The organism is Polymorphospora sp. NPDC051019, from assembly GCF_040683055.1.
In the GTDB taxonomy this organism is placed as follows: Bacteria; Actinomycetota; Actinomycetes; order Mycobacteriales; family Micromonosporaceae; genus Polymorphospora; species Polymorphospora lycopeni.
Genome location: NZ_JBFBCH010000003.1, coordinates 398,988 through 424,440 on the forward strand (window position 1 = coordinate 398,988; position 25,453 = coordinate 424,440).

The following is a 25,453-nucleotide window of genomic DNA, read 5'->3' on the forward strand; positions in this document are numbered from 1 at the left end:
TCTCAAGACTCCTTTGTGGCCTGGTGCGAAGGTCGCCCGGCCTGGCTGGCCGGGCGCGGGATGACGATGGTCAGGCGTGCGCGTGCAGGGGCTTGCCGGCCAGGGCGAGATGTGCCTCGCCGAGCGCCTCGCCCTGCGTGGGATGGGCGTGCACGAGCTGTGCCACCTCGGCCGGGTAGGCCTCCCAGTTGAAGATGAGCTGGGCCTCGCCGATCAGTTCGCCGACCCGCGCGCCCACCATGTGTACGCCGACGACCGGGCCGTCCTCGACCCGTACGAGCTTGACGAAGCCCGCGGTCTTGAGGATCTGGCTCTTGCCGTTGCCGCCGAGGTTGTAGTTGTAGGTCTTGACCTTGTCGGCCCCGTACTTCTCCTTGGCCTTGGCCTCGGTGAGGCCGACCGACGCCAGCTCCGGGTCGGAGTAGGTGACCCGCGGGATGCCGTCCTCGTCGATGACCGCCGGGTTCAGGCCGGCGATCTCCTCGGCGACGAAGATGCCCTGCTGGAAGCCGCGGTGGGCGAGCTGGAGACCGGGCACGATGTCGCCGACGGCGAAGATGTTGCCGACCCCGGTGCGCAGCCGCTCGTCGGTCAGCACGAACCCGCGGTCGAGGCGGACGCCCTGCTCCTCGTAGCCGAGGTTGGCGGTCGTCGGGCCGCGGCCGACCGCGACCAGCAGCAGTTCGGCCTCCAGGACCTCGCCGCCGGCGATGGTGACCTTGACACCGCTGTCGGTGTGCTCGACCTTCTCGAACGGCTTGCCGACCTTGAAGCCGATGCCGCGCTTGCGGAAGGCCCGCTCCAGCGCCTTCGACGACTCCTCGTCCTCGGCGGCCACCAGGCGGGGCAGCGCCTCGACGACGGTCACGTCGACGCCGAACGACTTCCAGGCGCTGGCGAACTCGACGCCGATGACGCCGCCGCCCAGCACGATCGCCGACGCCGGAACCCGGTCGAGTTCGAGGGCGTGCTCGCTGGTGATGACCCGCTGGCCGTCGATCTCCAACCCGGGGATCGTGCGGGAGTAGGAGCCGGTGGCCAGGATGATGTTGCGGCCGGTGTAGCGGGCGCCGTCGACCTCGATGGTGTCCGGCCCGACCAGCTTGCCGGCACCGGAGACCAGGGTGATCTTCTTGGAGCCGTTCACCAGGCCCTGCAGGCCCTTGAAGAGCCGGGAGACGACGCCGTTCTTGTAGGCGTTGACGCCGGCCATGTCGACACCGATCAGCTCCGCCTTGACGCCGAACTGCTCGGACTCGCGGGTCTGGTCGGCGACCTCACCGGCGTGCAGGAGGGCCTTGGTCGGGATGCAGCCACGGTGCAGGCAGGTGCCGCCGAGCTTGTCCTTCTCGATCAGCGCGACCGTCAGGTCAAGCTGCGCGGCCCGCAGTGCGGCCGCGTAACCGCCGCTGCCGCCGCCGAGAATGACGACGTCGAAGGTTCCGCCGTTCGGCTCACTCACAATTTACTCCCAGGTCGCGTCGCTGCTACGAGGGTCATCCGTGTAAACGGGCAGACTCGCCTCGGTCATCTTGTCACCTGCGCTGGCAGGTCGGGTAACGAGGTGCCCAAGGACACGTCGCGGGGACGTACGCTTGCCCGTGTCGTCACGCACGGCCGAAGTGAACCACACGGCGGGCGTTCGACGGGTGACGTACGCGACAGCCCTGGGGAGGAGATGTCGGGTGGCCTGGTTTCGGCGCAAGCGGGCGAGCGGTGGCGCGGGCGATCGGCCGACGACACGCGAGGACGTCTCCCACCTGGAGGAGTTCGTCCGGTCGAGGCGCGGGGTCGAGGCGTTCATCGAACCCCGTACGGTGATGACCGAGACCACCGTGATGTTGATCGCCTACGACGGCGAGTGGACCCGGCGCCGGATCGAGAGCCCCGAGGCGGCCCGCCGGCTCGCCCACAAGCTGGCGATCCCGATCTACGACGTCCGCCTGGTCGGCTATCCACAGCGGATGCGTGACTTCAACGAGCGCCGCAAGCGGCGCCCCGACGGCTGACCCGCGCACGGTACGGCCCCGCCGTCGGTGGCGACGACGGGGCCGGGTGATCCGCGTCAGCCGTTGGCGGCGATGTCGTCGATCAGTTCGAGCAGGGTACGCACCGGCACCCCGGTCCCGCCCTTGGTCCAGTAGCCGGTCGGCTCGCCCGCGTGGTAGGACGGCCCCGCGATGTCGATGTGCGCCCACGACACGTCGTCGGTCACGAACTCGCGCAGGAACACGCCGCCCTGAAGCATGTGGCCGGCCCGGTCCATCCCCGCGTTGACCTGCGAGATGTCCGCGACGTCGGAGTCCATGCCCTTGCGTACGTCGTCCGGCAGCGGCATCGGCCAGGCCGGCTCGCCGACCGCGTCACCGGCGGTGCGGACCCGCTCGCACAGCTCCGGGGTGCCCATGACCCCGGCCACCCGCTTGCCCAGCGCCACCACCTGGCCGCCGGTCAGCGTCGACGCCTCCAGCAGGTAGTCGGCGCCGTCCTCGCACGCGCGGGCCATCGCGTCGCCGAGGACCATCCGCCCCTCGGCGTCGGTGTTGAGCACCTCGACCCGCTTGCCGTTGTACATCGTCACCACGTCGCCGGGCCGGTAGGCGGTGCCGGACGGCATGTTCTCCGCCATCGGCAGGTAGGCGGTCACCGCCACCGCCGGGCGCAGCGCCGCCACGGCCAGCATCGTCGCGGCCACCGCCGCCGCACCGGCCATGTCGGACTTCATCTCCCACATGCCCTGGGCCGGCTTGATCGACACACCGCCGGTGTCGAAGGTGATGCCCTTGCCGACCAGCGCCACCCGCCGCGTCGCCCCGGCCTCCGGCGCCACGTCCGGGTCGTACGACAGCTTCACCAGTCGCGGCGGCGCCTCCGAGCCCTGGCCGACCGCGACGATGCCGCCGTAGCCGCCCTGCGCCAGCGCCTGCTCGTCGAGCACCTCGACGGTCAGCCCGGCCGCACCGGCGGCGGCCGCGACCTCGTCGGCGAACGTCGGCGGCCGCAGCTCGTTGGGGGCGGTGTTGACCCAGTCGCGGCTGCGCGCCACCGCGGCGGTGACCGCGAGCGCCCGCTCCACCTCGCCGAGCGCCACCCCGTCGGCGGCGTCGGGCACGTGCACGAGCACCGACCCGACCGGGTCCCGCCGGCCCGGCTGCGGCTTGGTCTTGTAGCCGGCGAACCGGTAGCCGCCGAGCAGCGCACCCTCGGTCACCGCGCGCAGCGCGGGCGGGGCGTCCTCGTCGTCGGGCAGCGGCAGCGCCAGCGCCACCGTGCCCGCGCCGGCCAGGGCCCGTACGGCCGCGCCGGCGGCCCGCCGCAGCGTCTCCGGTGCCGGCGCCGCGCCGCTCGGCTCGGCGCCGAGGCCGACGGCCGCGACCAGCGGAGCCGTCACCGTACCCAGGGTCGCCAGCTTGGTCACCTCACCCGGGGCACCGGTCGCCCCCAGCAGCGCGAGGGTCTCGGTGAGCCGGCCGTCGAACGCCACGGCGATGCTCTCGGCACCGGTGGCGAGCAGCAGCGCGCCGGCCGGCCCGTCCTCCGGCTCGGTCCGGCTGTGCAGGCCGATGACGATCGCGTCGACGGCGAGCTCGGCGGGATCCGTGTCGACCAGGCTGAGGGTGGTGCTGTTGGGCGATGTCACTCGGCGTCTCCGGCGGCCTGGCCGCCCGCATCGTGTGCGGCGCGGCGATGAACGTCTCCGGCGCAACCTACCCGTCTCCCGCCGGTCATGTCCCGGTACCCGTACGTCCGAACGCCGACGCACCGCCGCGACCCAGGTCAGCGGTGCGCCGCCGCCGGGACGGGCACCGCACCCCAGGCGGGCGCCGGGTAGGTTGCCCACCATGACCGACGACTCGACCGGCGCCACCACCCCCGGCGCCCCGCCGCGCCGCTCACCCCTGCACGACCGGCACACCGCGCTCGGCGCCAAGTTCGCCGCCTTCGGCGGCTGGGAGATGCCCCTGGAGTACGCCGGCGGCGGCGTGCTGAAGGAGCACGCGGCCGTACGGGAGGCGGTCGGGGTCTTCGACGTGTCGCACCTGGGCAAGGTACGGATCACCGGGCCGGGGGCGGCCGACTTCGTCAACGCCGGCCTGACCAACGACCTGCGCCGGATCGGGCCCGGCCGGGCGCAGTACACGCTGTGCTGCGACGCGGCGACCGGTGGCGTGGTCGACGACATCATCGCCTACCTGCACGCCGACGACCACGTCTTCCTCGTCCCCAACGCGGCCAACACCGCCGAGGTCGTCCGCCGGCTGGTCGCCGCCGCCCCGCCCACGCTGACCGTCACCGACGAGCACCTCGACCACGCCGTCCTCGCCGTGCAGGGGCCGCGGTCGGCCGACCTGCTGGCCGCCCTCGACCTGCCGACCGGGCACGACTACATGAGCTTCGCGGCGGCGACGCTGGCCGGGGCGGATCTCACCGTGTGCCGCACCGGCTACACCGGCGAGCACGGCTACGAACTGGTGGTGCCGGTCGGTGCCGCGGTCGCGGTGTGGGACGCGCTGTTCGACGCCGGTGCGTCGTACGACGTCCGGGCCTGCGGGCTCGGTGCCCGCGACACGCTGCGGACCGAGATGGGGTATCCGCTGCACGGCCAGGACCTCTCGTTGTCGATCACGCCGGTGCAGGCCCGGTCGGGCTGGGCGGTCGGCTGGGACAAGCCGGCGTTCTGGGGCCGGGACGCGCTGGTCGCCGAGAAGGCGGCGGGGCCGCGCCGGACCCTGTGGGGCCTGCTCGCGCTCGACCGGGGCATCCCGCGCCCGCACATGGCGGTGCACGCCGGTGACACGGTCGTCGGTGAGGTGACCAGCGGTACGTTCTCGCCGACCCGCCGGGTCGGGATCGGGCTCGCGCTGCTCGACACCGCCGCCGGGCTGGCCGAGGGCGACACGGTAGAGGTCGACGTACGCGGCCGGCGGTCGGCGATGCGGGTGGTGCGTCCGCCGTTCGTCGAGCCGTCGGTGCGCTAGCCGGCCCGCGTCCCCGCGGCGCGGGGGACCTCAGCCGAGCACCAGGCCGGCGTACGCCACCGTGGTGCCGGCCTCGACCGCCGCGCCGAGCACGTCACCGGTCACCCCACCGAGCCGGCGTACGGCGTGGGCGACCAGCAGCACCGCGACGGCCAGGGCGGCCAGCACGGCGGCCGGCCCCTGCCACGGGCGGGCGGGCACCGCGGCGACGGCGGCGAGCACGACGGCCGCCGTCGCGACGGCCAGCGCCGGCCGGCCGACGGTGCCGGCGACCAGCGCGCCCATCCCGTCCGGGCGGGCCGCCGGCACGCCCCGGCGGCAGGCCCAGGTCACCGCCAGCCGGCCGGTCGCGGTCGCCACGACCACGGCGGCCAGGGCCGCGCCCGGCGACCGCCGGGCCAGCTCCGCCAGCGCGGCGGCCTGCACCAGGAGTACGAGCACCAGCGCGGCGACGCCGAACGGGCCGACGTCCGGCTTCTTCATGATCTCCAGGGCGCCGGCCCGGTCCCGGTACGACCCCAGCCCGTCGACGGTGTCGGCCAGCCCGTCGAGGTGCAGGCCCCGGGTGAGCAGGGCGCCCAGCGCGACCACGACCGCGCCGGCGAGCAGGGCCGGGGCGGCGGCCGCCGACAGCCCGACCAGGGCCCCGCCGAGTACGACGCCGAGCAGGGCGCCGACGGCGGGTGCCACGGCCATCGCGACGCCGGCCGCGGCCCGGTCGATCCGGCCGGCCGGCACCGGCAGCACCGTGAACGTGGTGACGGCGAGCCGGATCCCGGCCCCGAGCCGCCCGTCAGCCACCGTGCGCGGGCTCCCCGGCGGTCCCGGCCCCCGACGGGGCGGCGTCGTGCCGGCCGTCGGCCTGGCCCACCGGCCGGGTGGCCTGGTCGTCCGACCGCCGCGGGGAGTCGGCGGGCGCCGCCGGGCCGTCGGCGGGCGCCGACGGCCCGGGGCCGGCCGGCTCCGGCTCGACGAACTCCCGCTCGTCGTCGTCCTGGCGCGGTTCCGGGCCGGGGGCGGTGGACCCGCCGTCGTCGTCGCCGGTGACCGGCCCGGCCGGCCGGTCCTGCGCGGGCGGGGCGGAATCGGTGTCCTCGACCGGCGGCGGCGCGGCGACGTCCTCGACCGGCGGGCTGTCGGCCGCGTCCGCCGGTCCGGCGGCCCCGGGGCGGGGCGGCAGCGTGCCGGCGAGGGTGAGCGCGGAGCGCAGCAGCGGGAGCGCGGCCAGCGCGTTCGCGCCCTCGCCGAGATCGAGCCGCAGGTCGAGCAGCGGGGTGAGGCCGAGTACGTCGGCGGCGAGCCGCACCGCCGGGTGCCGGCCGTGGTCGGCCAGCAGGCACCAGTGCCGGGCCTGGCCGGCGAGATCCCGGCTGACCAGCGCCGCCGCCACCCCGATCGGACCGTCGAGGACCACCGGCGTACGCCGCGCGGTGGCGCCGAGCAGCACGCCGGTGGCGATCGCGACGTCGCCGCCGCCGACGTCGGCGAGCATGTCCTTGGCACCCCGGGCGCCGCCGCGGACGCGGCGCAGCGCGTCGCGGACGGCCGCGCACCGCGCCATCCAGGCGTCGTCGTCGACCTGCCCGCCGGCGGTGATCACGCGGGGAAGCACGGCCGCCGGTTCGGCACCCGTGGTGACCGCCAGCACCGCCGCCGCGGCGGCGTCCGTGCCGGTGCCGCAGGAGCCGAGTACGAGCACGTCGACCCCGGCGTCGGCGGCCTCCTCGGCGAGCCGCCAGCCGTACCGCAGAGCGGTCTCGACCGCGTCGGCCGGCAGGGCCGGCCCGTCCTCGATCGGCGCGGCGGCGGGCGCCTCGACGACCTGCAGGCCGGCACCGAGTTCGGCGGCCAGCCCGGCGAGCGGGCCGAGGCCGGCCCGGGCCTGGTCGGCGCGGCGCCGCGACTCGTCCGGCCGTACGCCGGCGGCGCTGCCCCCGGCGTGGTCGCCGTGCAGCAGCAGCACGCGCACCGAGCGCCAGGGCCGGGGTACGGCGACGCCCTGGGTGGCCGCCGCGAACTTCACGACGTGTTCGAGGTTGCCGAGGCCGGTGCCGGGCAGGTCGAGTTCGGCGAGCCGGTCGAGTGCCTGCGGGCCGGCGTACTCGTCGGGCATCGGCAGTTCCATGCCGGGCTGGATGACCAGCCCGGTCGAGGCCACCGGCAGCGTCATCGTCGGCGCGGTCCAGGCGTCGGCGGGCAGCGGGGGAGCACTGTCGTCCGGCGGGGGCGGCGGCGTCAGCACCTCGGGGGAGACCGCCGCCGGCCGCGCGGCACCGCCGGCCGGCACCTTGTCGAGGGCGAGGCCGTTCGCGGCGCCGGTCCCGGCCGGAGTGGTCGGCGTCGTGGCCGTCGTCGCCGGAGCCGTGGGCGTCGCGGCCGGTGCCGCCGGCGTGGTGGCGGACGAGGCGGTGGCGGGCGTTGCGGTGGCGGGCGTCTTCAGCCAGGTCGGCTGGCCGGCGACGACCAGCGCGACCGCGTCGCTGACCGCCGCGACGGCCTGGTTGGTCGACCCGAGCGCGTCGGCGAACGCCCGCCCGATCGGGTTCGCCGGCACCAGCGACAGCCCCACCTCCGGGCTCACCAACACCAACCGGGCCGCGCAGTCGCGTACCGCGACCGCCAGTTCGTCGATGGTGGCCCGGTCGTCGGCCGGCTGGTGGACCGGGTCCAGCAGCACCGTCACCCAGCCGCCCAGGTCGTCGACGAGCAGCGTCTCGCCGGCCGGCGCGCTGCCCAGCACCCGGGCCAGCTCGGACGGGTTGCCGGCGACCTCCTCGGTCGTCCAGGACCGGGGCCGCCGCTCGTGGTGCGCCCGGATCCGGGCCGTCCACTCCGGGTCGTCGCGCAGCTCGGGCGCCGTGGCCACATAGCGGACCACCGGCGCGTCGGCGACCAGGGACTCGGCGAACTCGGACTTGCCGGACCGGATCCCGCCGAGCACGAGAACCGTGTGCAACCCGTCAACGGACATGCCCCGTACCTTAAGGCCGGAACCTGGGCCGGTGATCCCCGGACCGGCCGACGGACGTGACCGGTGCCACCGGGGCGGCGACGCCGCCCCGGGCTGACCGACGTACCCGCCGACTAGGCTGGCTGGGGCCGTCCTGGACGGACGTGAATCGGCGAGGGGAGACACGAGATGCCGTGGAGCTGGCGGTACGAGGGTACGGACGGCCAGTCGGCGGACGGGCCGGCCGAGACGTTCGGCAGCCAGGCCGACGCCGAGTCGTGGATCGGCCAGACCTGGTCCGACCTCGCCGCGGGCGGCGTCACCTCGGTCACGCTCGTCGAGGACGACCGGGTCGAATACCGGATGAGCCTGCAGCCGGCCGCCGAGTAGCGGCGGTGAGCCACGACCAGCCGGGTCGCGCGGGCTTCGTGCTCGGCGTGCCACGAGAGGCGTTCCGGCCCAGCCCGATCTTCCTGGCGCTGGTGGCGCTCTTCGTCACCAGCGGGGTGCTGGCCTGGAACGGGTTCGGCAACGTACGGCTCGACGTCTTCCTCTTCGTCGTGTCCGGCTGGCTCGTCTCGCTCTGCCTGCACGAATACGCGCACGCGATCGTCGCGTTCCGGGCCGGCGACACCGGCGTCGCGCACCGCGGCTACCTGACCCTGAACCCGCTGAAGTACAGCCATCCGGTGCTGTCCATCGTGCTGCCGGTCGTCGTCGTGCTGCTCGGCGGCATCGGTCTGCCCGGCGGCGCCGTCTGGGTCGACCGGCACCACATCCCGGGCCGGCTGAAGCACAGTCTGGTCAGCCTCGCCGGCCCGGCGACCAACGTCGTCTTCGCACTGGCGCTGGTCGTGCCGTTCGCCGTCGGCGTCGACGTCGGCGCCCGGCTGGAGTTCTGGGCCGGGGTGGCGCTGCTGGCGTTCCTCCAGCTCACCGCGAGCGTGCTCAACCTGATGCCGGTGCCGGGCCTCGACGGCGGCAACATCCTGCAGCCGTGGCTGTCGCCGAAGTGGCGGCGCGGCTACGACATCATGGCGCCGTTCGGGTTCCTGCTGCTGTTCGGTCTGCTGTGGAACCCGACGGTCAACGCCTGGTTCTTCGGCGGCGTCTTCGCCGTCGGCGACCTCATCGGCCTGCCCCAGGCGCTCTACGCCGAGGGTCTGCGCCTGATCCGTTTCTGGTCCTGACCAGGGCCGGACGGCCCGGGGCCGGTGCGGGCATCCCGCGTGGGATGCCCGCACCCGACCGTCGTCAGGGCCGCTGCGCCGGGCTGGTGGTCAGCTTCGGGTTGCGCTCGACGATCGGGTCGATGACGTCGTCGATCGCCTTGAGCAGGTCGGCGTCGAGCTTGACCCCGGCCGCCTTGACGTTGTCCACCACCTGCTCGGGCCGCGAAGCCCCGATGATGGCCGACGACACGTTCGGGTTCTGCAACACCCAGGCGACGGCGAGCTGGGCCATGCTCAGCCCGGCCTGATCGGCCAGCGGCCGCAGCCGCTGCACCGTCGAGAGCACCTCGTCGGTCATGAACCGGGCGATGAACCCGGACCCGGACTTCTCGTCGGTGGCCCGCGAACCCGCCGGCGGCGGCTGGCCCGGCTGGTACTTGCCGGTCAGCACGCCCTGCGCGATCGGCGACCAGACGATCTGGCCGATACCCAGCTCCTCGCTGGTCGGGACGACCTCGGCCTCGATGACCCGCCACAGCATCGAGTACTGCGGCTGGCTGGAGACCAGGTGGATCTTCAGCTCGCGGGCCAGCGCGTGCGCCCGCCGGATCTCGTCGGCGGTCCACTCCGAGACGCCGATGTAGTGCGCCTTGCCGGAGTGCACGACGTCGGCGAACGCCTCCATCGTCTCTTCCAGCGGGGTCGAGTGGTCGAAGCGGTGCGCCTGGTAGAGGTCGACGTAGTCGGTCTCCAGCCGGCGCAGCGAGCCGTTGATCGATTCCATGATGTGCTTGCGGGACAGGCCACGGTCGTTGCGGCCCGGACCGGTCGGCCAGTAGACCTTCGTGAAGATCTCCAGACCCTCCCGGCGCTCACCGCGCAGCGCCCGGCCCAGCACCGCCTCGGCGCGGGTGCCGGCGTAGACGTCGGCGGTGTCGAAGGTCGTGATGCCGGCGTCGAGGGCGGCCCGTACGCAGGCCAGGGCGGCTTCCTCCTCGACCTGCGAACCGTGGGTGATCCAGTTACCGTACGAGATCTCGCTGACCAGCATGCCGGAGCGACCAAGGTGTCGGAATTCCATGCCCCGACCCTAGCCCCTGGTCAACCGGGGTCAGAGCACCGGCTTGGTGTCCGCCAGCAGGCGGTCGATCTCGTCCATCACGTCGCCACGGCTGGCGTGCACCGGGTCGATCAGCGGATCGCCGCGCCGGTCCAGGGCACCCCACCGGCCGTTGCCGCCGGCGACCAGGAACGCGACCGGGTGGATGACCAGCGCCGGATGCGCCGGCGGGACGATCGTCCGCCCGGTCCGGTCGACCACACCCTTGCGCCCGTCCGCCTCGACGATCGCCAGCCCCTCGTCGGTGAACCCGTCGACGTAGCGGCCGTCGGTCAGCGCGGTGACGAACGCCGCGTACCGGGTCGGCACCACCACCCGCCCGGTCCGGTCGACGGCACCCCACCCGCCCCGGCGTACGGCGGCGACACCCCGCCGGAACGGCCGTACGTCGTCGAACCCGGCGGCGATCACCACCTCGTTCGCCTTGTCGATCGCGATCCAGCCACCGGTGCCGTCCCGTGACACCCAGGCCAGCCCGTCGGCGAACGAACCGACGCCCAGATAACCGGCGGACGCGTCGACCAGCAGTTCACCCGACTCGTCGATCAGCTCCCAGGTGTCCGCCTCCGGCCGGCGTACCCAGGCCACCCCGTCCCGGAACGGCTGCGCGTCGGCGTAGCTCGGCGCCACCGTCAGCGTGCCGTCCGGATCGGCGTACCCCCACCGCTGGACCTCGTCGCTGAACGTCGGCACCGGCGGCCGGTGCACCTGGAGGATCTCGTCCCGGCCGCGCGGGTACGGCCCCCAGCCCTTCTCGGCCACCCGGGCGAAGACCGCGTCCAGCGCCAGCTCGGTACGCGCCATCAGATCCGGATCCTTGACCTTGCGCAGGTCGAGCGCGCGCTCGAAGTGGTTGCACGCCTCGATGTAGCGCCCCTGGTCGTAGCAGGACCGGCCGGCGTGCTCGTGCATCGTCGCGCGCAACCGGTCGGGCAGCTCCGACGAGTTGGCCTCCTCGAAGAGCCGGTCGGCCTCGGCGAAGTCACCACGCCACTGGTGCACGTGGGCCAGCCGGGCCTGCGCGATCGCGATCCGGCGCAACTGCCCGGTCGCCTCGGCGTGGCCGAGAGCGAGCCTGCCGTCGGCGAGTGCCTTGCCGAGGTCGCCGAGGATCCGCGAGACGACGGCGCGCAGGCTCAGCAGCCGGGCCCGGGAGGCGTTGTCGGTCGCCGCCTCGACCTTCTCGGTGAGCCGGTCCCGGATGGCCCGCAACTCGTCCGGATCCTCGACCAGTTCCCGCAACGTCTCGTGGTGGAACCGCCACCGGTACGTCGCCAGCACCTGCTCCGGGTCGGCGCCCCGCGACTCGCGGGCCCGGTCCCGTGCGGCCGGCGCGGGCCCGGCCGGTTCCGGAGAGTCGGGTGTGACGACCGGCGCCAGCATCGTCGGCGCGCGCAGCGCGGTCGCCGCCCCGGCGGCCGCCGCCGGGGCGGGCAGCACGGTGTCCGGGCTGGCCTCGACGGTGCCCCGGTCCGGCGGGTCGGACACCGGCCGGTCGGCTGGTGGTTCGGGGCGGCCCTGACCGGCCGGCGGTGCGGAGACCGGTGCCGGACCGGTGCCGTCCGGCTCCGGTCGCGGGTCGGCACCGTTCAGCGCCGGTACGGACCGCGTCGCCGACGGCTCCGGAGTGTCTTGTGTGGACGGTGTGTCCACCGGTGGGACGGGCCGCGGGGCGGTCTCCGGCGCCGGGGCGGGCGGCGTGTGGTCGGGCCCGACCACGGCGGTGTCGGACCGGACCGGTTCGCTGTCGTCCGGCGGGGCCGGTTCGGTGCCGTCGGGCCGGGTCGGTTCGGGTCTGCGGCTCGCCGGGGCGGTGTCGTCGGTCGACCCCGCCACGTCTTCCGCCTCGTGGCCGTCCGCCGCCCCGTCGCCGTCCGTCGGCCGGGTGCCGACCATCGGTACGTCGCCGTCAGCCGCCGCGTCATGGTCCGCCGCCACGTCGTCGTCCGCCGGGTCGGTGTCGTCCGTCGGCCGTGTCGTGCCGGCCCCGGTGGGGAACGGGGCGACCGGTGACGCCGCCGGCCCGTCCTCGGGTGGCGGACCCGCCGGTGTCGGGCCACCGATCAGCTCGGTGGCGTCGTTCCCCGGCCCGGTGTGCATCGGTTTGGTCGCGTCGTTTTGCGGGGTGCGCAGCAGTTCGGTGGCGTCGTCTGGTGGTGCCCCGTGGAGCAGTTCGGTGGCGTCGTCTGGTGGGCCGGTGTGGATCGGGGTGGTGACATCTTCTGGCGGCGCGGCTTCGTCCGGTGGGGTGGCGCGGTCCGATTGCCGGGGCTGGTCGGGCTGGGCCGTGGCCGGGATGTCGGCGTCCCGACCGCTTGTCGGCCGGGTGTCGTCCGGATCGTCGTTGTCTGCCGGGTCGGCGCTGTCCTCGGCGGCACCGACCGTGCCGCCCGCCGGTGGCCGGGACGGCCCGGTCGACGGCTCGGGACCGGTGGGTGCCGAGGCCGGGTGGGGAGCAGCCGGGGTCGACTTGTCCGGTCCGCCCTCCGGCAGCCGAAGGCCATCGTCCGAAGTAGACGGATCCGGCGTCGGCACCAGGCGGTCGACATTGGACGGTGGCACTTCGGTGGAGGTGGTGTCGGGCTGCGCGAGCGCGGCCCGGGCGGTGGACGCCATCTCCCCGGCCGGGCCGGCGGAAGCCGCGTCGGCCGGACCGCCCGGCGTGGCGGGGGCCTTGCCGGCCGGACTTCCCGGGCTGGCGGGAGCGTTGTCGGCCTGGCCGAACCACGGATTGGCCTCCGCCTCAACCGCCCGCGCCTCGGCGCCGGCCGGCTTGGTACCAGCCGGCATGGCGCCAGCCGGTGTGGTACCGGCCGACATGGCGTCAGCCGGCGGCGCGCCGCTGGTCGGGGCGTCCTTGGTGGGCGTGGGCGGCTGTTCGGCCGGGTCGCGGCCAGACCCGGTGGTCGTGGCCGGGGCGGGAGGCGCCACGGGCACGAACTCGATCCTCAGGCGGGGAACCGGAGGGCCGGACACCGGACGTGTCGGCCGTTCGTCCGTTCCGTCCCGGTGGATGGGGCGGGTCGGCGGCTCCTGGCCCGCGCCGGTCGGCCAGGACCGGTCGCCGGCCAGGCCGGTGGCCCGGTCCGCCGCGGTGGGGCCCGACTCCCGCCCCGCAGGGAGCCGCTGTTCGTCCCGACCGGGAGCGGGGGACCGCTGTTCGTCCCGGGCCGGCGGCGGGGTGCGGTGGTCGTCATGGCGGGCCGGCGCCGGGCGTTGTTCATCGCGCGCCGGTGCCGGGGTGTGGTCGTCGTCGACCGGTGGCGGGGCAGTGGGCCGGGGCGCGGACGGCGCCGGGGCGCCGCGATCCGGCTGGAAACCGTCACGGGGGATCGGCCGCCGGATGCGCCGCGGCAGCTCGTCCGCCGGCCCGGCGGGCGACGTGGGCCGGCCGGCGAGGTCGGCGTCGGTCGGGGGTACGCGGCGGGCGGCGTCGGTCGGGGGCACGTCGCGGGCGGCGTCGGGTTGCTCCGGCAGCGGGGGCCGGACCCGGCCGTACGGCTCGTCGAGGGGACCGGCACCGCCGCTGACGGGTGCGGGGCGGCCGGGGCCGCGCCGCGGGTCGTGGTCCCGCTCCGGCTCGTCGGCCTCCCGGCCGAAGGGGTACGGCAGGTCGCGGTCGGGCTGGCGGACCGGCCGGCCGGGCTGACGGTGCCGGTCGGAGTCCCAGCCGTCGGGGCCGGGGTGTGGCGGGCCGCTTGCGGTCGGGCGACGGTGGTCCGGCTCGACCTGGCGGTGGTCCGGCTCGGCCGGACGGCGGTCGTCGGGCCGGGACGGGATGTCGGCGGGCGGTGGTCCGTCCCGGTGCGGCCGCGGCTCCCCGTAGAGGCGGGGGCCGCCGGCCGGGGGACTGACCGGCCCGGTGGCGTAGGGGTCCCGGTCGCGCGGGTGGCGTGGTTCGGGTTCGGGTGGGCGGGGGGTGGCGCCGCGACCGTCCCAGGAGTCGCGCCCGCGGCGGTCGCCGTGGAGGCCGTCCCATCCGTCCCGGCGGTTGTCGGGGTGCCGTGGTCCCTGCCATCCGTCCCGGCCGTCGCCGTGCGGTGCCCGCCGGCCGTCCGACTCGCGCCGGTCGGAGCCGTGCCGGTCGAGGTCACGCCGGTCGGGGCCGTGCCGTTCCGGCTCGCGCCGGTCCAGGTCACGCCGGTCGGGGCCGTGCCGTTCCGGCTCGCGCCGGTCCAGGTCGCGTCGGTCGACGCCGCGGTGGTCGAAGTCCCGTCGGTCGAACTCGCGCCGGTCGGGGTCGCGCCGGTCGAACTCGCGGTGGTCGACGTCGCGCCGGTCCGGATGGCGTGGTTCGGGGCCGTAGCCGCCGTATATCCGGCCGTCGGCCGGGTAGGCGCCGGGGCCGCGCCCGCCCGGATCACGGCGGTCGTGGTGCGGACCCCATCCGTCGACCGGCGCCCGTCCGCGCCCGTCGGTCAGCGGACCGCCGCGTCCGTCGAGCGGAACCCGTCCGCGCCTGTCGGTGTGGGAGCCGTCGCGTCCGTCGTATCCACGGTCGGAGCCCCGGCCGGCGGAATGCGGTCCCGGGCGGCGGCCGTCGCCCGGCCCGCGCCACGCGTCGTCGGGCACCCGCCGGTCGTGCTCCTCCGGACGCTGCCCACCCCGACCGTCGGCGAACCGCCGGTCGGGAAAGCCGTCCCGCCGTCCCGGACCGTCCGGCGGTCCGTCGTACCGGCGGTCCCGGGGACCGGGGCCCCCGTCGTGGCGCGGGTCGTGGTCGTGGCGCGGGTCGTGGTCGTGGCGCCGGCCGCGGGGATCGGGCTCGTGGCGCGGCGCGCGCGGGCCGGCGAAGCCGTCGTCGTACCGGGGGCCGGGTTCGTCGGTCCACCGCCCCCGGCCGTCGGTGAACGGCCCGTCCGGGTACGGCGGGCGGCGCTCGTCGGCCGCCGGCCGCCCGGATCGTGGCGGGGGTGTGCCATGGCCGTCGACGCCGGTCAGCCGGGGCGGGAACGGCCCGGGCGGGGGTGCCGGCCGCTGGCCGGACTGGTAGACCCCGGCGCGGCCGGAGGCGGTCGGGCGGCGGATCGCCCCGGCGCCGTTGCGCAGCGGTCCGGTGTCTCCCGGATAGCGCTGGCCGGGAACCTGGGGCACCCACTCCGCGGTGATCTCGACCATCCAGTCGGGATCGTTACGGGACCGGTGGAAGTCGAAGCGGTTGTCGGTCACCGGTCGGTCCTGCCGGTCGCCGGCCGTACGTCGTGGCAGCGGGTCACCGCGCCGTTCCGCTGCGCGGGCCGGGTGGGACTCCGCCGTGGGTGGGTGACCTCGTCGGCGCGTGCGGCGACCGGGGAAAAGGGATCCCGTCGCTCGCTCACGGCGATGTCACCTCGTCGCGGAAAATGTGTCGCTGGGCAGCCGCGGGCACCGGATAGAGTCACCCGGCTCGGTGCAGCGTGGTTGCGGAAGGAGGGTAGCGGCGTGGGCTCGGTGACCGCCACTACAGTAGCGGCGCGCCACTCAAACGTTGTCCTAAAGTTACGGACATTTGCCGCCATAACTGGCGCCGGATTCCGGCGATACTCTACGTACCGGCAGGCTACCGTCGCCGGGCTGTTCACCAACACCGTCTTCGGATTCCTGCGCTGCTACGTGTTGTTGGCCGTCGCCACCGGCACCGGGACGGGACTGGCCGCCGGCTACAGCCGCGAGCAGTTGGCGACCTTCGTCTGGGCCGGGCAGGGCCTGCTCGCGGTGATCGGCATCTGGGGCTGGACCGAACTCGCCGACCGGATCCGCACCGGCGACGTGGCCAGCGACCTGTTGCGCCCGGTCGACCCGGTCACCAGCTATCTCGCCGGCGATCTCGGCCGCGCCGGGTACGCCGTACTGACCCGCTTCGTCCCGCCGGTGCTGACCGGGCCGCTCTTCTTCGACGTACACGTGCCGGCCCGGTGGCAGACGGTGCCGCTGTTCGCCGTGTCGATGCTGCTCGCGGTCGTCGTCTGCTTCGGCTGCCGCTACCTGGTCAACGCCACCGCCTACTGGCTGCACGACGCGCGCGGGGTGACGACCCTGTGGACGCTCGGTTCCGGGGTGCTCGCCGGCCTCTACTTTCCACTGCGGTTCCTGCCCGACTGGCTCTGGGGCACGATCTGGCTCGCGACCCCGCTGCCGAGCGTCATGCAGGCGCCGCTGGACGTGCTCGTCGAACGCGATCCGGCACCGGTCCAGCTCGGCATCGTGGTCGTGCAACTCGGCTGGGTGGTCGCGGTGCTGGCCGGTTGCCGGGTGGTGCAGCACCGCGCCGAACGGCGCCTGGTGGTCCAGGGTGGCTGACGCCAGCAGGGTGGCGCAGGGTGGCTGACGCCGGCAGGGTGGTTGAGGGGGGTGCCGGCCGCGCCTATCTGGCGCTGCTGCGGGGACAGGTCCGCGCCCAGGCGTCGTACCGGGTCTCCTTCGTCGTCGACCTGCTCAGCAACGTCGGGGCGACGGTGTTCGACGTACTCTCCGTGCTCGTCCTCTTCCGGGTGACCCGCGACCTGGCCGGCTTTGGGCTGGCCGAGGCGATGGTCATGGTCGGCCTGTCGGCCGCCGCGTTCGCCACCGCCGACCTCGCGGTCGGCAACATCGAGCGGGTCAAGCACTACGTCCGGACCGGCCTGTTCGACGCCGTACTGGTCCGGCCGCTGGGATCGCTGCCGCAACTGCTGCTGATGGACCTGCCGCTGCGCAAGGTGTCGCGGGTGATCTTCGGCGTCGTCGTGCTGGTGGTCGCGCTGGTCGCCGCCGACGTCGACTGGACGCCCGGACGCGTCGCGCTGGCCGTGGTGGCGCCGCTGGCCGGGGCGGTGTTCTTCGGCTCGATCTTCGTGATCGGTGCCAGCGTGGCGTTCTGGTGGATCGAGTCCGGCGAGATCGCCAACGCCTTCACGTACGGCGGACGGGACTTCACGTCGTACCCGGTGACCGTCTACAGCGGATGGTTCCGGCGGCTGTTCGCGTACGGCCTGGGTTTCGCGTTCGTCGCCTACTACCCGGCGCTGGCGCTGCTCGGCCGGACCGACCCGCTGGGCCTGCCGGTCTGGGTCGGCTGGGCCGCGCCGGGCGTGGCGGTGGTCGCGGCTACGGTCGCCGCCGTGGTGTGGCGGGTCGGCGTCCGGCACTACCGGAGTACGGGCTCGTGAGTGGAGATGTCGTGATCGAGGTGTCCGGGCTGCGCAAGGACTTCACGGTACGGGTCCGCAAGGGGCGGCTGCGCCGCGAGCGGCGTACGGTGACCGCCGTCGACGGGGTCGACCTGACGGTGGCTCCCGGCGAGATGCTCGGCTACATCGGACCGAACGGGGCCGGCAAGTCGACGACGTTGAAGATGCTGACCGGGGTGCTGAGCCCGTCGGGTGGCCGGGTCCGGGTCTGCGGGTTCGAGCCGGTGCCGCAGCGGACCAGGCTGGCGCTGCGGATCGGGGTCGTCTTCGGCCAGCGGTCGCAGCTGTGGTGGGACCTGCCGCTGCGGGACTCGTTCGACCTGCTGCGGCACATCTACCGGGTGCCCCCGGCCGACCATGCGGCCCGGCTGCGCCGCTGCCGTGCCCTGCTCGACCTCGACGTCTTCCTGGACACCCCGGTCCGGCAGCTGTCGCTGGGGCAGCGGATGCGCGGGGAGCTGACCGCGGCGCTGCTGCACGGGCCGTCGGTGCTCTTCCTCGACGAGCCGACGATCGGGCTGGACGTGCTGAGCCGGCAGGCGGTCCGCGGGTTCCTCGCCGAGCTGGGGGCGGCCGGTGACACGACGCTGGTGCTGACGACCCACGACCTCGCCGACATCGAGCGGCTGTGCCGGCGGCTGGTCGTGATCGACCACGGCCGGGTGGTGCACGACGGAACGATCGAGGCGTTGCACGCCCGCTACCGGTCCCGCCGGCTGGTGGTGATCGACCTGGACGCCCCGCTGGCCGACCCGCCGCCGGTGCCCGGTGCGGTCCTGGAACGGGTCGAGGCCGACGGCCGGCGGCTGACGTACGGGCTCGACACGGCGACCGTCGGCGGCTTGATCGGCCGGCTGTCCGGGGTCGCCGAGTTGCGCGACATCTCGATCGTGGAGCCGGACATCGAGGACGTGGTGGCGAGGTTGTACTCGGCTCCGGGCCGGGAACGGCACCCTACGGGTGCTCCATGACGAGGATGCCGAACGTGCCCGGTTCCAGCGCCTCGTAGTGGTGGGGGACGTCCCCGGCGAACGTCGCGTAGTCGCCCGGTCCGAGTTCGACCGGGTCGGAGACCGGTCCGGTACGCAGCCGGCCGGCCGCGAGCAGGATGTGCTCGACACTGCCGGGGATGTGTGGTTCGGCGTGCCGCCCGCTGCCCGGTTCGACCGCCAGCCGGTAGATGTCCCGCCGGGCGTGTGGGGAGCCGGCGGCGAGCAGGGTCGCGGTCAGGTCGGCGTGTTCGGAGCGTACGGCCGGGCCTTCGCCGGCCCGCACCACCCGTACGGCCGGGCCGGGCGGCTCGACCAGGCGGCTGAACGGGATGCCGAGCGCCACCCCGAGCGACCAGAGTGTCTCCACGCTCGGGTTGCCGTTGCCGGCCTCCAGTTGGGAGAGCGTCGACTTGGCGATCCCGGCGCGGCGGGCCAGCTCGGTCAGGGAGAGGCCGGCGCGGTCCCGTTCGCGGCGCAGGGCGACCGCGATCGTGGCCAGCGGGGAGGCGTGCGAGGTCATGTTCGCTCCATCGGTCACTTCGTTCGGTTTGACGAACAGCAGGTGCCGGGTCCATTATCCGATAGTGCGTACGGTGAAGCGAACAGCCGGTCCGGCCGGCCGAACACCCGGCTCCGCTGTGCGGTCGGGGACCGGCGGGTCGGCGATGCGCCGCGACGTCGCCGCGATCGCCGCCGCCATGCTCGCCGTCGGCGCCTCGTTCGGCGCGATCGCCGTCGGCGCCGGCATCCCGGTCTGGGCCGTCGTCGCCCTGTCGTCGATCGTCTACGCCGGTGGCGCCCAGTTCATGGCCGTCGGGCTGATCGCCGCCGGCAGCCCGTTCGCCGCCGTCTTCGCCGGCCTGCTGCTCAACGCCCGGCACCTGCCGTTCGGGCTGGCGATCGGCGACGTGTTCGGCGGGCGGTGGAGCCGCCGCGTGCTCGGCAGCCACCTGATGACCGACGAGGCGACCGCGTTCAGCCTCGCCCAGCCCGAGGGGGAGGCCCGCCGCCGCGCGTTCTGGTTCGCCGGCCTCGTGCTCTTCCTCGCCTGGAACGTCGGCACGATCGTCGGCGTACTGCTCGGTGGCGCCGCCGGTGACCCGGCGGCCCTGGGCCTCGACGCCGCGTTCCCGGCCGGCCTGATCGCCCTGATCCTGCCCGCGCTGCGGGACCGGGACACCCGCCGGGTGGCCCTGCTCGGCGCGCTGGTGGCCGTGGTCACCACCCCGCTGCTGCCCGCCGGGCTGCCGGTCCTGCTCGCCCTCACCGGCCTCACCGTGCTGTTCCTGCCCCGCCGCCGCGGGCATCCGCCGGTGCCGGCGGCCGATTCCGCTTTGGAGCCGGCGGCTAACCCCGCTCCCGAGCCGGCGGCTGGTCCCGCGCCGGAGTTGGCGGCTAATCCCGGGGCCGTGCCGAGGACGGGGGGCCGGGTGGCCACCGACGCGCCCGTACCGGGTCGGGAGGAGTCGACGTGCTGATCGCGGTGATCGCGGCGCTGGCCGTGGGTACGTTCACGTTCCGCTTCGCCGGAGTGGCACTGCGCGACCGGCTCGACCTGCCCGACCGGGTACGTCAACTGCTGCCGATGGCCGCGGCGGCGCTGCTCGCCGCGCTGGCCGCCACCGCGGCGCTGACCGAGGCCGGTGCCGCCGCGGGTGTCGCCCGTCCGGCCGGGGTGCTGGTCGGGGCGGTGCTGGCGTGGCGCCGGGCGCCGTTCGTCGTGGTGGTCGTCGCCGCGGCCGCGACGGCGGCGGTCCTGCGCCTGTTCGGCGTGCCCTGACGAAATCGATCTGAGCGCGAGGAACCTTATCCGACGGGGATAAGGTTCCTCGCGCTCAGATCACGAACGTCGGTCGCCTCGTCGCGACGGCCCGCCGGTGCCGGTGAGCACCCGGCGGACCGGACCTAGATCTTGGCGCCGAGTTGCACCTGCGGCACCGGCGTACGCATCCGGCGGAACGTGATCGCCCGCATGATGGCGTAGAGGTAGACCCCGCCCAATCGCTGCGTCGAGTCGGGGAACCGCTGCTGGACCAACTTCTTGATCTTGCGGCTGATCAGCACCGAGTCGATGACGACGCCGATCGCGAGCGTGGCCCAGAGCAGGTTGGAGACCAGCCGCACGATCGGCGGCATGGCGGCCGACGAGCCGATCAGCACGATCAGCGCGCCACCGAAGAACCAGGTGCCGACCGTACGCCGGGAGTCGACCACGTCGCGGGCCAGCCGCCGCTCGGGGCCGCGGTCGCGGGGCCCGCCCTCGCGGCGGAACTCCTCGGCGGCCTCGGCGCGAAGCTGGCGACGCTTCGCGCGGGCCTCTTCCTTGGTCAGCGGCTTGGTGTCACCGGCGCCCCGGCGGCCCACGCTCGGCCGCTTCGGGGTCTCCTTGCCGAGTTCCTTCTTGCTGGGCGTGTAGCCCTTTGGACGTGCGGGAGCCGGCTCGGGCGTCTCTTCGACGACCGGCTCCTCGACGACGGCGGTTGACTTACGACGAAACAACGACGGCACCCCTAGAGGGTAACGAAGCCCCGACGGGCCGCCCACCGAGGCGGGGTCAGGGCCGTTCCACGTGGGCGCCGAGGGCGGCGAGCTTGGCCTCGAAGTCCTCGTAGCCACGGTTGATCAGGTCCACGCCGTACACCCGGGACGTGCCCTCGGCGGCCAGGGCCGCGATCAGGTGGCTGAACCCGGCGCGCAGGTCGGGGATGACCAGGTCGGCGGCGTGCAGCTTGCTCGGGCCGGCGATGACCGCGGAGTGGTTGAAGTTGCGCCGGCCGAAGCGGCACGGGGTGCCGCCGAGGCAGTCCCGGTAGACCTGGATCGTCGCGCCCATCTTGTTGAGCGCCTCGGTGTAGCCGAGCCGCTGCTCGTAGACGGTCTCGTGCACGATCGACAGGCCGCGGGCCTGGGTCAGCGCGACCACCAGCGGCTGCTGCCAGTCGGTCATGAAACCCGGGTGTACGTCGGTCTCCAGCGCGGTCGCCTTCAACTCGCCGCCTGGGTGCCAGAAGCGGATGCCGCCCTCCTGGCCGGGGTGCCCGGCCCGCGGCGCCCGCGGGTCGGTGATCTCGTACGCGCCGCCGACCGAGCGGAAGACGTTGAGGAACGTCATCATGTCGCCCTGCTCGGCGCCGAGGACCTCGACGTCGCCGCGGGTGGCCAGGGCCGCCGCCGCCCAGCTCGCCGCCTCGATCCGGTCCGGGATCGGCCGGTGCGTGTAGCCGCTGAGCCGGGGCACGCCCTGGATCTCGATCACCCGGTCGGTGTGCACCGTGATGATCGCGCCCATCTTCTGCAGGATGCAGATCAGGTCGACGATCTCCGGCTCGACGGCCGCGTTGCGCAGCTCGGTGACGCCCTCGGCCATCACCGCGGTCAGCAGCACCTGCTCGGTGGCGCCGACACTCGGGTACGGCAGCTCGAACTTGGTGCCGCGCAGGCCGTTCGGGGCGGTCAGGTGCAGCCCCTCCGGGGTCTTCTCGACGACCGCGCCGAACTCCCGGAGCGCCTGAAGGTGGAAGTCGATCGGGCGGGGACCGATGTGGCAGCCGCCCAGGTCGGGGATGAAGGCGTGGCCGAGCCGGTGCAGCAGCGGCCCGCAGAACAGGATCGGGATGCGGCTCGACCCGGCATGCACGTTGATCTCGTCGGTCGACGCCCGCTCGACGTTGGCCGGGTCGAAGACCAGTTCGCCGTCCTCGGCGCCGTCGGAGACCCGTACGCCGTGCAGTTCGAGCAGGCCCCGGACGACCTCGACGTCGCGGATGCGCGGTACGTCGAACAGGCGGCTGGGGGCGTCGCCGAGCAGTGCCGCGACCATCGCCTTGGAGACGAGGTTCTTGGCGCCACGGACCCGGATCTGACCCTGCAGGGGAGTGCCGCCGTGCACAGCCAGGACATCATTGGTCGCCAACGCAAACCTCCAGCGCGTCGATGAAGCTATCGGGGTGGCCGGCCGGGGCGGGCCGGGCGGCGCATCGCGTCGTCGCCCAGGCGGGTCGTGAGCCGAACCTTCAGTGGAACCGGGCCGCGGACCGGACCGGTGTCGCTCCGGCAGCATAGCCCTCGGTGATGGGGGATAAGTTACCCATCTGGCTTCAGGTGGCACAAAAAGGGGACGCTTCTACCCAACTGTAAATTGTTGGTCACTTACCGTGACGCTCGGACGGTTACGGAAGCGCGAGCATCTGGTCGAGCGCGACCCGGGCGTGATGCGCGGTGTCGGCATCGACCGTGATCTGGTTGGGCACCCGCCCGGCGACCAGTTCCTCCAGCGCCCAGACCAGGTGCGGCAGGTCGATGCGGTTCATCGTCGAGCAGTAGCAGACCGCCTTGTCGAGGAACATGATCTGCTTGTCCGGGTTGGCGAGCGCGAGCCGGCGTACGAGGTTGAGTTCGGTGCCCACCGCCCACGCCGAACCGGCCGGCGCGGCCTCGATCGTCCTGATGATGTATTCGGTCGAGCCGACCTGGTCGGCGGCGTTGACCACCTCGTGCCGGCACTCCGGGTGCACCAGCACGTTGACCCCGGGCACCCGCTCGCGCACCTCGTTGACGCTGTCGAGGGTGAACCGCCCGTGCACCGAGCAGTGCCCGCGCCACAGGATCATCCGGGCGTCGCGGAGCTGCTGGGCGGTCAGGCCGCCGTTGGGCTTGTGCGGGTCGTAGAGCACGCAGTCGTCGAGGGAGAAACCCATCTCCAGTACGGCCGTGTTGCGGCCCAGGTGCTGGTCGGGCAGGAAGAGAACCTTCTCACCCTGCTCGTACGCCCAGGTCAGCGCCCGCTTGGCGTTGGAGGAGGTGCAGACCACACCGCCGTTGCGGCCGACGAAGCCCTTGATGTCCGCCGACGAGTTCATGTAGGTCACCGGCACCGTCGACGCCGCCACACCCGCGTCGGCCAGCACCTCCCAGGCCGCCTCGACCTGGCCGAGCACGGCCATGTCGGCCATCGAACAGCCGGCCGCCAGATCCGGCAGCACCACCTTCTGCGCGGCGGTGGTCAGGATGTCGGCGCTCTCGGCCATGAAGTGCACACCGCAGAACACGATGAATTCGGCGTCGGGGCGGGCCGCCGCCTCCCGGGCCAGCTTGAACGAGTCGCCCGTCACGTCGGCGAACTGGATCACCTCGTCGCGCTGGTAGTGGTGCCCCAGCACGAAGACCCTGCTGCCCAGCGCCGCCTTCGCCGCGGTCGCCCGGGCCACCAGGTCGGGGTCGCTCGGTGCGGGCAGGTCGCCCGGACACTCCACGCCGCGCTCGGTGGACGGGTCGGATCCCCGCCCCAGCAGCAGCAGTGCGGTGGCGGTGTTGGACGGCTCTACCCAGGTCGCGGTCACGCGTCCAATGCTCCCACAATGGCGCCCACTGTCACCTCGAGCCGGTGTGGCCTGCCACACTGCCGAACTATGCGGATCCTCATCTGTCCGGACAAGTTCGCCGGCACGCTGTCGGCCCCCGAGGTGGCCGCCGCGGTGGAGCGGGGCTGGCATTCCGTCGTACCGGCCGACGAGACCGTCGCCCGGCCGCTCGCCGACGGCGGACCCGGCTTCGTCGAGGTGCTGGCCGGCGCGACCGGCGGCCGGCGGATCCCGGTACGCACCGTCGACCCCCTCGGCCGGCCGGCCGAGGGCGAGGTCCTGGTCGTCGGCGACACCGCCTACGTCGAGAGCGCCCAGGCGTGCGGCCTGCACCTGCTGTCGACCGCCGAGCGGGACCCGAAGACCACCACCTCGTACGGCCTCGGCCTGCTCGTCGCCGCCGCGGTCGAGACCGGCGTCCGGCGGATCGTCCTAGGGCTGGGCGGCTCGGCGACCAACGACTGCGGCGGCGGCATGCTCGCCGCGCTGGGCGCCGCCCCGGTCGACGCCGCCGGCCTCGCCCTGCCGTACGGCGGTGCCGCCCTCGCCGCCGCCGAGGGGCTCGGCGGCACCCCCCGGCTGCGCGGCGTCGAACTGGTCGCCGCCACCGACGTGGACAGCCCGCTGACCGGCCTGCACGGCGCGTCGAACGTCTTCGGACCGCAGAAGGGCGCCACCCGCGAGGACGTACTGCTCCTCGACGCCGCGCTGGAGCGGTTCGCCGACGTGCTCGCCCACGCCCTGCCCGACTGCCCGCCGGGCCTGACCGCACTGCCCGGCGCGGGGGCCGCCGGCGGGCTGGGCGCGGCCGTGCTCGCCCTCGGCGGCCGCTGCGAATCCGGCATCGCGCTGGTCACCCGCGTGATCGGGCTGGACGAGGCGCTCGACGCGGCCGACCTGGTGATCACCGGGGAGGGCTCGTTCGACCACCAGTCGCTGCGCGGCAAGGTGGTGGCCGGGGTGGCCGGCAGCGCCCGCGACCGGGGCATCCCGTGCGTGGTGGTGGCCGGCCGGGTCAGCACCGGGCGGCGGGAGGCGGCGGTGGCCGGGATCACCGAGACGTACAGCCTGGTCGACCACTTCGGGGGCGAGGAACGGGGCGGTGTCGAGGCGGCGATGACCCGCCCGGCGGACGGGCTGCGGGAGATCGCCGCCGACCTGGCCCGCCAGTGGAGCCGGTGACGCGACTCTCAGCGACGTAACATGGGTAGGTAGTCCCGACTGGGAATCCTCGCGATTGGGAATTCTCGCGATTGGGAATCATCGGCCGGCCGGTTAGCGTTGGCCAGGTCAGTACGAACATCCAGCACGGAACATCCGCGGAACGATCACCGCCATCGGCGCAGGGAGACCTTCATCGTGACCACTTCAGCGAACACCGAGTCGACCGAGGCCACGGCCCCGACCACGATTCTGCTCACCGACGTCGCGGCGCAGAAGGTCAAGGCCCTGATCGAGCAGGAAGGCCGGGACGACCTGCGGCTGCGGGTGGCGGTGCAGCCCGGCGGCTGCTCCGGCCTGCGCTACCAGCTCTTCTTCGACGAGCGGTCGCTCGACGGCGACATCGTCACCGAGTTCGACGGCGTCGAGGTCGTCGTCGACCGGATGAGCGCCCCCTACCTGGCCGGCGCCAGCATCGACTTCGCCGACCGGATCGACGCGCAGGGCTTCACCATCGACAACCCCAACGCGCAGAACTCCTGCGCCTGCGGCGACTCGTTCCACTGAGCCG

The 25,453-nt window shown here is 74.2% G+C and carries 21 protein-coding genes and 1 pseudogene; 11 read left to right on the forward strand and 11 right to left on the reverse strand.

All coding sequences use genetic code 11. The features are described 5' to 3' along the window. Window positions 1-70 precede the first annotated feature (70 nt). A complete protein-coding gene (gene lpdA / locus AB0M79_RS08710; RefSeq protein WP_364209683.1) occupies window positions 71-1,462 on the reverse strand; it encodes a dihydrolipoyl dehydrogenase in 1,392 nt (463 codons plus the stop codon). Window positions 1,463-1,685: 223 nt separating this feature from the next. Between lpdA and AB0M79_RS08715 the strand changes: the two genes are divergently transcribed. After that, window positions 1,686-2,009, forward strand: coding sequence for a hypothetical protein (locus AB0M79_RS08715; protein WP_364209686.1), 324 nt, complete (start codon window positions 1,686-1,688; stop codon window positions 2,007-2,009). Between the two features lie 56 nt (window positions 2,010-2,065). Here the strand turns inward: AB0M79_RS08715 and AB0M79_RS08720 are convergent, their stop codons facing one another. Then, window positions 2,066-3,640 carry a leucyl aminopeptidase gene (locus AB0M79_RS08720; protein WP_364209689.1) on the reverse strand — a complete coding sequence of 525 codons (1,575 nt, stop codon included), beginning with the start codon at window positions 3,638-3,640 and terminating at the stop codon, window positions 2,066-2,068. A 202-nt stretch (window positions 3,641-3,842) separates the two neighbouring features. On the opposite strand from AB0M79_RS08720, the gene gcvT reads away from it, so the two are divergent. Continuing rightward, window positions 3,843-4,979 carry a glycine cleavage system aminomethyltransferase GcvT gene (gene gcvT, locus AB0M79_RS08725; RefSeq protein ID WP_364209692.1) on the forward strand — a complete coding sequence of 379 codons (1,137 nt, stop codon included), beginning with the start codon at window positions 3,843-3,845 and terminating at the stop codon, window positions 4,977-4,979. 30 nt (window positions 4,980-5,009) lie between these two features. Here gcvT and cobS read toward each other — a convergent pair whose 3' ends face one another. After that, window positions 5,010-5,780, reverse strand: coding sequence for an adenosylcobinamide-GDP ribazoletransferase (gene cobS / locus AB0M79_RS08730; RefSeq protein ID WP_364209695.1), 771 nt, complete (start codon window positions 5,778-5,780; stop codon window positions 5,010-5,012). Between the two features lie 136 nt (window positions 5,781-5,916). After that, window positions 5,917-7,950: pseudogene (locus AB0M79_RS08735) on the reverse strand (bifunctional adenosylcobinamide kinase/adenosylcobinamide-phosphate guanylyltransferase); the annotation flags it as partial. Between the two features lie 168 nt (window positions 7,951-8,118). On the opposite strand from AB0M79_RS08735, the gene AB0M79_RS08740 reads away from it, so the two are divergent. Then, on the forward strand, window positions 8,119-8,319 hold the full coding sequence (locus AB0M79_RS08740) for a hypothetical protein (RefSeq protein WP_364209698.1): 201 nt from the start codon (window positions 8,119-8,121) through the stop codon (window positions 8,317-8,319). A gap of 5 nt (window positions 8,320-8,324) precedes the next feature. Then, window positions 8,325-9,119 carry a site-2 protease family protein gene (locus tag AB0M79_RS08745; RefSeq protein ID WP_364209701.1) on the forward strand — a complete coding sequence of 265 codons (795 nt, stop codon included), beginning with the start codon at window positions 8,325-8,327 and terminating at the stop codon, window positions 9,117-9,119. A gap of 64 nt (window positions 9,120-9,183) precedes the next feature. Here AB0M79_RS08745 and AB0M79_RS08750 read toward each other — a convergent pair whose 3' ends face one another. The 3 genes from AB0M79_RS08750 to AB0M79_RS08760 are packed head-to-tail and all read right to left on the reverse strand — an operon-like array spanning window position 9,184 to window position 15,539. Beyond that, entirely contained in the window at window positions 9,184-10,182 is a 999-nt protein-coding gene (locus AB0M79_RS08750; RefSeq protein WP_364209704.1) for an aldo/keto reductase family protein, read from the reverse strand. Window positions 10,183-10,212: 30 nt separating this feature from the next. Then, window positions 10,213-15,390, reverse strand: a complete 5,178-nt coding sequence (locus AB0M79_RS08755) for a WG repeat-containing protein (protein WP_364209707.1) — start codon at window positions 15,388-15,390, stop codon at window positions 10,213-10,215. Continuing rightward, window positions 15,387-15,539 (reverse strand): hypothetical protein, encoded by a 153-nt coding sequence (locus tag AB0M79_RS08760; RefSeq protein ID WP_364209710.1) that lies wholly within the window; start codon window positions 15,537-15,539, stop codon window positions 15,387-15,389. The genes AB0M79_RS08755 and AB0M79_RS08760 overlap by 4 nt, the downstream gene beginning before the upstream one ends. Window positions 15,540-15,813: 274 nt before the next feature. On the opposite strand from AB0M79_RS08760, the gene AB0M79_RS08765 reads away from it, so the two are divergent. Genes AB0M79_RS08765 through AB0M79_RS08775 form a run of 3 tightly spaced genes read left to right on the forward strand, consistent with a single transcriptional unit; the run spans window position 15,814 to window position 18,340 of the window. After that, window positions 15,814-16,500 carry an ABC-2 family transporter protein gene (locus AB0M79_RS08765; RefSeq protein WP_364209713.1) on the forward strand — a complete coding sequence of 229 codons (687 nt, stop codon included), beginning with the start codon at window positions 15,814-15,816 and terminating at the stop codon, window positions 16,498-16,500. A 38-nt stretch (window positions 16,501-16,538) separates the two neighbouring features. After that, a complete protein-coding gene (locus tag AB0M79_RS08770; RefSeq protein WP_364209716.1) occupies window positions 16,539-17,348 on the forward strand; it encodes an ABC-2 family transporter protein in 810 nt (269 codons plus the stop codon). Between the two features lie 11 nt (window positions 17,349-17,359). Further along, window positions 17,360-18,340, forward strand: a complete 981-nt coding sequence (locus AB0M79_RS08775) for an ATP-binding cassette domain-containing protein (protein ID WP_364209719.1) — start codon at window positions 17,360-17,362, stop codon at window positions 18,338-18,340. Here the strand turns inward: AB0M79_RS08775 and AB0M79_RS08780 are convergent. Continuing rightward, a complete protein-coding gene (locus tag AB0M79_RS08780) occupies window positions 18,324-18,881 on the reverse strand; it encodes an XRE family transcriptional regulator (RefSeq protein WP_357537691.1) in 558 nt (185 codons plus the stop codon). The two genes, AB0M79_RS08775 and AB0M79_RS08780, sit on opposite strands and share 17 nt — an antisense overlap. A 73-nt stretch (window positions 18,882-18,954) precedes the next feature. Between AB0M79_RS08780 and AB0M79_RS08785 the strand changes: the two genes are divergently transcribed. Further along, window positions 18,955-19,839, forward strand: a complete 885-nt coding sequence (locus AB0M79_RS08785) for an AzlC family ABC transporter permease (RefSeq protein WP_364209723.1) — start codon at window positions 18,955-18,957, stop codon at window positions 19,837-19,839. Next, entirely contained in the window at window positions 19,833-20,141 is a 309-nt protein-coding gene (locus AB0M79_RS08790; RefSeq protein ID WP_364209726.1) for an AzlD domain-containing protein, read from the forward strand. Before AB0M79_RS08785 ends, AB0M79_RS08790 begins: the two co-directional genes overlap by 7 nt. Window positions 20,142-20,266: 125 nt before the next feature. On the opposite strand, the gene AB0M79_RS08795 is transcribed toward AB0M79_RS08790, so the two are convergent. The 3 genes from AB0M79_RS08795 to nadA form a co-directional block, all read right to left on the reverse strand. Further along, a complete protein-coding gene (locus AB0M79_RS08795; protein WP_364209729.1) occupies window positions 20,267-20,869 on the reverse strand; it encodes a DUF3043 domain-containing protein in 603 nt (200 codons plus the stop codon). A gap of 46 nt (window positions 20,870-20,915) precedes the next feature. Beyond that, window positions 20,916-22,274, reverse strand: a complete 1,359-nt coding sequence (gene murA / locus AB0M79_RS08800) for a UDP-N-acetylglucosamine 1-carboxyvinyltransferase (protein WP_364209732.1) — start codon at window positions 22,272-22,274, stop codon at window positions 20,916-20,918. Between the two features lie 256 nt (window positions 22,275-22,530). Continuing rightward, the gene (gene nadA / locus AB0M79_RS08805) at window positions 22,531-23,700 is read right to left on the reverse strand and encodes a quinolinate synthase NadA (RefSeq protein WP_364209735.1); all 1,170 of its coding nucleotides are present in this window, start codon (window positions 23,698-23,700) and stop codon (window positions 22,531-22,533) included. A 69-nt stretch (window positions 23,701-23,769) separates the two neighbouring features. Between nadA and AB0M79_RS08810 the strand changes: the two genes are divergently transcribed. Further along, on the forward strand, window positions 23,770-24,903 hold the full coding sequence (locus tag AB0M79_RS08810; protein ID WP_364209738.1) for a glycerate kinase: 1,134 nt from the start codon (window positions 23,770-23,772) through the stop codon (window positions 24,901-24,903). Between the two features lie 177 nt (window positions 24,904-25,080). Next, window positions 25,081-25,449 carry an iron-sulfur cluster insertion protein ErpA gene (gene erpA / locus AB0M79_RS08815; RefSeq protein WP_212821156.1) on the forward strand — a complete coding sequence of 123 codons (369 nt, stop codon included), beginning with the start codon at window positions 25,081-25,083 and terminating at the stop codon, window positions 25,447-25,449. The last annotated feature ends 4 nt before the right edge of the window (window positions 25,450-25,453 follow it).